10 protein-coding genes are annotated in these 7,204 nt (G+C 27.7%); 3 read left to right on the top strand and 7 right to left on the bottom strand.

What is annotated here, in order from left to right:
* The 7 genes from DS884_RS09050 to DS884_RS09065 all read right to left on the bottom strand — a co-directional run.
* A partial coding sequence (locus tag DS884_RS09050; protein WP_233487137.1) for a cysteine peptidase family C39 domain-containing protein occupies positions 1-336 on the bottom strand: 336 nt, incomplete at its 3' end.
* Between the two features lie 259 nt (positions 337-595).
* Positions 596-793: a hypothetical protein gene (locus DS884_RS09055; RefSeq protein WP_093869073.1), complete on the bottom strand. Its 198-nt coding sequence runs from the start codon at positions 791-793 to the stop codon at positions 596-598.
* Positions 794-884: 91 nt separating this feature from the next.
* The gene (locus tag DS884_RS09060; protein ID WP_093869072.1) at positions 885-1,118 is read right to left on the bottom strand and encodes a hypothetical protein; all 234 of its coding nucleotides are present in this window, start codon (positions 1,116-1,118) and stop codon (positions 885-887) included.
* A 14-nt stretch (positions 1,119-1,132) separates the two neighbouring features.
* A complete protein-coding gene (locus DS884_RS18440) occupies positions 1,133-1,300 on the bottom strand; it encodes a hypothetical protein (protein WP_158530831.1) in 168 nt (55 codons plus the stop codon).
* Positions 1,301-1,334: 34 nt separating this feature from the next.
* Positions 1,335-1,490 (bottom strand): hypothetical protein, encoded by a 156-nt coding sequence (locus DS884_RS18445; RefSeq protein ID WP_158530832.1) that lies wholly within the window; start codon positions 1,488-1,490, stop codon positions 1,335-1,337.
* A 5-nt stretch (positions 1,491-1,495) separates the two neighbouring features.
* Positions 1,496-1,660 (bottom strand): hypothetical protein, encoded by a 165-nt coding sequence (locus DS884_RS18560; protein ID WP_176974336.1) that lies wholly within the window; start codon positions 1,658-1,660, stop codon positions 1,496-1,498.
* Positions 1,661-1,736: 76 nt separating this feature from the next.
* Positions 1,737-3,326 (bottom strand): vitamin K epoxide reductase family protein, encoded by a 1,590-nt coding sequence (locus DS884_RS09065; RefSeq protein WP_113786544.1) that lies wholly within the window; start codon positions 3,324-3,326, stop codon positions 1,737-1,739.
* Positions 3,327-3,634: 308 nt separating this feature from the next.
* Between DS884_RS09065 and DS884_RS09070 the strand changes: the two genes are divergently transcribed.
* The 3 genes from DS884_RS09070 (at position 3,635) to DS884_RS09080 (ending at position 7,029) form a co-directional block, all read left to right on the top strand.
* On the top strand, positions 3,635-5,473 hold the full coding sequence (locus DS884_RS09070) for a histidine kinase (RefSeq protein WP_113786545.1): 1,839 nt from the start codon (positions 3,635-3,637) through the stop codon (positions 5,471-5,473).
* A 1-nt stretch (position 5,474) separates the two neighbouring features.
* Positions 5,475-6,209, top strand: a complete 735-nt coding sequence (locus DS884_RS09075) for a LytR/AlgR family response regulator transcription factor (RefSeq protein ID WP_113786546.1) — start codon at positions 5,475-5,477, stop codon at positions 6,207-6,209.
* A 106-nt stretch (positions 6,210-6,315) separates the two neighbouring features.
* The gene (locus DS884_RS09080) at positions 6,316-7,029 is read left to right on the top strand and encodes a hypothetical protein (RefSeq protein ID WP_113786547.1); all 714 of its coding nucleotides are present in this window, start codon (positions 6,316-6,318) and stop codon (positions 7,027-7,029) included.
* Positions 7,030-7,204 lie beyond the last annotated feature (175 nt).

Raw genomic sequence — 7,204 nt, forward strand, 5'->3', positions numbered from 1 at the left:
AAAAGTAATAAGTCCATGAGCTGGATCTGAAACGTATACAGTATTTTTCTTTATTTTATAAAGAACCACATAATGGTTTTTATTCCAATGAATAATACAAGGTAATGGAGCTTCTCGAAGTTTGCTAAAAGCAAGTTTAATTCCTAAAGATTTAAACCCCATAGATTCAACTGCCTCACTCAAACCTAATAAACTACTTCCCTCTCGGGTTGTTTCACTTAGTTTTCTTAGTTGTTGTGTGTTGATTGTTTTACCATAATGCTTTGCAATTATTTTTATACACGTTGGGCCACAATCTTTTGCCTCGGTTTGCTTATAATTTGGAAATTTCTTCAAATGAAAAATTTAATTATTTTAATAGTTCTCTTCTTAAATATAAAGTGAAAACTTTTTATGTTCTACATTTTAATAGCTCTATTTATCGTAGCAATTTTTACATCTATAAATTAGGAAGCCGTTGCAATTTAATCCTTTATATATACTTATACAAGAAGTTAATTTTTTATTGAATAATTTGATTTTCACATAAGATTTAAATAAAAGTTATGTGAAAATCATTTTTTTGTAATTATAGGTGTCTTTTAAATAAGTATTCTTAAAAAATTAATAAAGAGCCATCACATAAAAGCCCGCCTGAATTTGGAGCTCCAAAAAGTTGACAAAATCTTGAAGTATTACAGCAAGCTCCTGGTCCGCAATCATTATGTGTATTACAATTTTTTTTACCTCCATTAATTTGTTTTTGCGCTGTTTTATTTAAAGCACTTCCTAAGTTCAAAATTGATTCTTTCATAAATAAAAATTTTAGTATTGTTAATAAGAGAATGATTATAGCACTCATTTTTTGTTAAAATAAAAAAAGGGCTAAATACAGCCCTTTTAAGTTAAAACATTGGTATTTCTCCAAATGGTACATCTTCAAAAGGTAATTGCCCATTGCATAAACCTTGACCATTATTTGCAGCTCCACATACTCCACTACTTGAAGTAGGAGGTGATTGACAACATTGGTTAGCAGGACACTGTGCATGGCTTGTACAGAATTTTCTACCCCCGTTAATTTCTTTTTGCTCTATTTTATTTAAAGCATTTCCTAAATTTAAAATTGATTTTTTCATAATTTGTTTTTATTTTAACTACAATACCATCCATTATTACCTAAAGTACATGTTTGTGGAAAAGTACAAACTACTATTGGTCCATCAGCATTACAGATGTATTTAGGACGACGCCCTCCGTTAATTTCTTTTTGCTCTACATTATTTAAAGCATTTCCTAAGTTTAAAATTGATTTCTTCATAATGATGTTGTTTTTGAACTTGTTTTATGATGAATTAAAAAGAACTTATAGGGCAAAAACAACCAGTTCTAATATGGTAACAACCAGCAGCTATCTCTATCGATGAACACGCTCTCCATTTACCTCCGTTAATTTGTTTTTGTTCTTTTTTATTTAAAGTATTCCCTAAGTTTAAAATCGATTTTTTCATAATTTTTAATTAAGTATAAAAAATAAACGACAGTATGATTCAGCACATTGTCTCCCAAAATCTTCACATATGCGATCAAAATTTGTGTCACATTGTTTTCTACCACCACTTACTTGTTTTTGTTCCGCTTTATTTAGAGCTTTCCCTAAATTTAAAATTGATTTTTTCATAATTAAAGTTGTTTTTAGCGGTGATCATTTTAAGACATTCACCGATTATGTCTATTCTTCGCGAGAGAATATGTTCTTATATTTTACTCATTATTGTTTGGCTATTTTCTTCTAGTTCTTCGATGAAGAAAATTAAGTCTGATCTATTGTATTCTTTTGGAAATGATCTTCCATTTATTAAAATTTCTGGAGTGAAATTAATAGCATTGTTTTTACACCATTCTTTTTCTCTTTCTAATTCAGATAAAAAGTAGTCACTATTATTAGTCGCTCCCCACTTCTTTAACCATAAATCAACATTACCATCTTCATAAATCTCACTCATAGCTTCTAAACATTCTTTTTGTTTATTGTTGTTATAGAGCTCTAATAATCGACTAGTTATTTTTACTGCATTACCACTTTTATCTTCAGTGTTTATATTAAAACGTATTCTTATTTTAACCGAATCATTATATTTATGTAAAATCTCATCTACTTGTTTATGAACTGGTTTACAATGACCACAAAAAGGATTGGTTACAACAACTATTTCTAAATTTGAGGTCGGATTTCCAAAAACAATCTCTTGGTTTTTATCAAATGTTGTATTTCTTTGAGGGGATTTATTTAGCATACCTTCAAACAAAGTGTAGTTTCTTTTAAATTTAACTCCTTCTATTTTTTCTTTTCGTAATTCTGTTACTTCAGAGATAAGAGGTTTTACATAACTCCATCCCAACCATGTACTTGTTCCTATAATTGCTAAAACAACATAATCACTAGGCACAAAGCTAGAAATATAAGTATTTGTTAGTACAGGAATTAATGCTTGTACCCATAATAAACCAACAATACTCAAACATAATAAGCACCATTTTTTTACTACTGCATATTGATAGTAAATAGAGTATAATGTTATAGGAATGGCGACTAAACTTATTGAATAAGATAGTACTGGTGTAGTTATTTCAATAAAGGTTAAAAGTGCTAATATTGAAAAATATAAAATACTGAAGTCGCTTAGTTTATATCCTTTTATTATTTCTGCGCCTTTTGAAGTAAGAACTGCATCACAATCTTTTTTATCATCTGCTCCAGAACAAAAAGCATCGCCAATAGAAGTTTGCAAGCCTAATTCTTGTTTTACGATAGCTACACTAACCACAATTCCTACTATAGATAGCAATAAATGAGAAATACTAAAAACTGAACCAGTTGTTTTTAACACTAAGAAAACTGCTAACATACTTATGATTCCAAAACCTACATATTTAGGAATCTTACTAGTTTTTTTACTAGTTTGTATTGTATCTGTTTTTTCAACAGCTACTATAATCCCTGTAAACTTCTTTAAAAACTCTTCTTCTGATATCTTTTCTTTTTTGCCTTCTGTGGTATATAAAATATAATCACTTTTCTTTTTTTCAACTACAGTTAAGTTCTGTCCAGTACTATCATTTACTTGTACGATATAACAAGAAGGTAATTGCTCTAGTGTTTCTGAGTTAACAGGAACATCTGCTGCTACATTTTCTATATTAAAATGATCTAACACTCCTGTTATAGCGTGTAAACTAGGATACGATGGATGACTCTGTATTTGAAATGCTAATTCTTCCTTATCAAAAGGAATTCGATTTCTTTTAAGAAGTTGTTGTACTATGTTTATTAATGTATTCCCCATAAATAGTTAACAAATTGTAGTTGGTTTCTTACAAATCCTTTTTCAATAAAGGAGGTGAGTTGTTTACGAAGTTATAGAAGAAATAAGTATCTATGTAAGTCAATTCATATTTGTGAGGTATTAATTCATAATTGAGGTGCTTTGATAATAATCTGTTTTTTTGAATAATTGTTTGGTGAATTATAAATGTTGATTGTAACAAAATGGATGAACTCTCTACTGATACAGAGTGATTGCTAACTCAAAAGTTATTAAACTGAGTGTTAATAAAGAAATAACTAGCTTTGTTGAGTTGTTTATAGGTAAGTATGAAAAAAATAATTGTAGTAATATGTTTTTTAATTGCAATGGGTTGCTTTAAAAAACAGGATAAAGTGATGTTAAAAAAAAATCCAAGTTATTTTAACAATAAAATTGGAAATAGATTATCACAAGATTCCCTAAAATTTTATTTAGAAAAGCTTAAAGAAATTCCTAAAAAAATGATGTCTGATTCTTTAAAAGCTGAATATCATTATGTATCAGGACGGTATAATAATAGATTAGAAAACTATGATATAGCTTTAAATAATTTTAATAAAGCAACTAGTTTTTCTAAAGGGAAAATAAAATCAGATAGAGAGGTTTTCTATTTTAGAGCTTTAATGATAACCTATTATAGATATAAGGAAGATTATTTGAATGCTGAGGGAGTCAATGAAAAGTTACTTACATTATTAAATGAGTATGATTATAAAAATAAGGCTTATGTTTATCATTTTAGGCAAAGAGTAAAAGTAAAATTAAAACAATTTGATAAAGCTTTAATAGCAAATGATTCAGCAACAGTAATGTTTTTAAAAGTAAAGGATACTACTAATTATGCAATGTCTAAGATTGGTAGGTCTAATATTTATAGTAGTCTTGGTAAACAAGATATGGCAATTAATGAATTGGCAGAAGCTAGTAAATATGAAAATTATTTAAAAACCGTTGCTAAGTATCAATTATATGGTACACTAGGTTCTTATTTTTACAGTAGTAAATTATTTGATAAAGCGATACATACATACAAAAAGGCTTTAGTTTTCTCTAAGCAATTACCTTTACATTTAAGAAAGACAAGAATAGTTAACAACTATAATAATTTATCAAAATCATATATTAAACTAAAGAAATTAGATATTGCTAAAAAGTATATAGATTCAATATTTCAGATAGGTTTGAATAATCTTAATTATATAAATCAAAGAAGCACGTTGAAAACTAATTTAGAAATACTTTATAAACAAGATAAAGATATAGGACAAATAAATGCACAGTTAGATTCAATATATAGATATCAGGAAAAAAACTATGCAGATAGGATAAATAGCGAGTTAGAAGCGTTAAAAGAATCTCTAAATAATGAAAACATTTTGGAGAAGGCTAAGAAAAAAACAGAGATTCAGAGCCTTAAGTATGAGCGAAATCAATATATACTAGCTGCTTTGTTATTATTTGCTATTGTAATAGGAGTGTTGGTTTTAAATTTTTTTAGACAAAGAAAATTCAAGATAGAGCAGCAAAATTTTTTATTACATCAACGTTTATTACGTTCTCAAATGAATCCTCACTTTACATTTAATAGTTTAAGTCTAATTAAAAATAGTATTGAAGAAGATAGTCAACAATCAATTAAATACATTCAAAAATTTTCAAGATTGCTAAGAACTATATTTGAAAATTCAACTAAAGATTACGTGCCTATTGAAGATGAGCTCCAATCTTTACAGGATTATATAGAGTTGCAACAATTTAGATTTCCTGAAAGATTTAATTTTTTAATAGATAACAGTATTGAAATTGAAGATGAGATTTTTATACCACCAATGTTATTGCAGCCTTTTGTAGAGAATGCAATAATTCATGGGTTTGGTAAAAACGAAATTAAAGGGAATCTTGTTATTCAACTTAATTTTAGTGAAAAATATATTAGCTGTGTTGTTGATGATGATGGCATAGGAATTGATGCGAATAATGTTGATAAAAGATCTTCCGTAAAATTAATAGATGATTTTTTACGAAAAATGATAGGTGAAGCTATTGTTGTTACAAATAAAAAAGAGTTGGGAGAAAATTATCAAGGAACGAGGGTAGAGTTAAAAATGCCTTATAAATTATTGTAGTATGCTAAAGACATTAATAATTGAAGATGAAAGACATGTTAGAGAAGATCTAAAAAAAAGGGTGTTCCAAAATTTTCAAAAGGACCTATTTATTGTTGACGAAGCTATTTCAGTAAAAGAAGGGATTGAAAAAATAAAAAGATACCAGCCTCAGTTAGTATTTATGGATGTTGATCTTGGTGATGGTACAAGCTTTGATATTTTATCCTCGTTAGAGGAGATAAATTTCAAGATAATTTTTGTAACGGGGTTTGATTCTCATGCTATAAAAGCAATACGTTTAGGAGCTTTGGATTATTTATTGAAGCCTATTGATGATGATGAATTTGTTGAGGCTGTAAAAAAAGCGGTAAATACCATACAGAAAGAGAATACGTTGAGTAATTCTATTACAATTGCAAATCATTATTATAGAGAAGGAGAGCATCATAAAATTGTTTTAAAAACATTAGATACACAACATTTAGTTTCATTTGATGATATTTTGTATTGTAAATCAGAAGGGAATTATACAACCTTCTATCTTTTTGAAGAGAGTATTGTTATTTCAAAGCCTATGAAAAAAGTAGAAGAACTACTTGATAAAAAGAGATTTATTAAATGTCATCAGTCTTTTATTGTAAATAAAGCCTATATAACTAAATATACAAATGAAGGATTTCTTGTAACTAAAACAGGAGAGCAAATACCTGTAGCTACTAGAAGAAAAGACATGGTATTAAAAAATCTTTTCTAATAAGTTAAAAGCGAATTTGAATTCAAGTACAACGAATTTGAACTAAATAATACAGAGGTCTAATTCCTTTGTATTTTTGTGCCAAGAAATATTAAAAAAGTTATTTATGAAATTTTTAAAATTATTTTGTTTTGTTTTAGTACTTTGTGTTTCTTGTTCTGAAAATGAAACAATAGATGCGATTGAAAAAATGGAAAAAGGAAGACGAGGAGGAGGAACAATTGATCCTATAGAAATATCAGATGATGCAGTAGATGAAAAAAATAAATTAATGTATATGACCTCATTTTTAATAGGTAAAACATTGATTGAGAATGAAAATGCAAGAGATTATTTTTACGAACTAATTAAAGATTCTAGATTAACCAGTATAAATTTAATTGACATAATGGATTCAAATGTTGTTGATTCTAACCCGTTTGAAGTTGCGTTTCATGAACAATTTAATGCGTATAATTGGCACTTAAATCCTATGTCTGGTGGGCCAAACCCACCAGTAGAATCATCAACTGCTGAACCAGATCCTTCAAAATGGGGAGGGATATTAGATGCTCAAATGTATTATCATCAATATTTAATTGAGATAATCGAATTAAATAAATGGGAATTGAACTTTCCAAATAAAAATATTTATATTGATAATATTCAAAACCTTTCTGACTATTTAATAGCTAATGAAAAATTGATATGTTTATGGAATATGTACAATACAGGATTGTATACTGATGGATTAATTTTAAATAATAATGGTAGGGGAAGTTATTTACCACCAAATTTTAATGTTTCTACAGCTAGTTCATTAGTAATGATTTTAAAATAAAAGGGAAAAGAAATTTACAATATAGGTTCTTAGATTATTTGAAAATAAAAGAGTTGGTTAAAGCCAACTCTTTTTCTAGCAATACAATACAACAGTTATAATAAATAGTATTCTTTTCTTAGAATTGTATTAATGATTTTTGTTCTTTCATAGTAATTTTCCCCGACAGATTAAT

The organism is Tenacibaculum sp. E3R01, assembly GCF_003318185.1.
Taxonomy (GTDB): Bacteria; Bacteroidota; Bacteroidia; order Flavobacteriales; family Flavobacteriaceae; genus Polaribacter; species Polaribacter halocynthiae.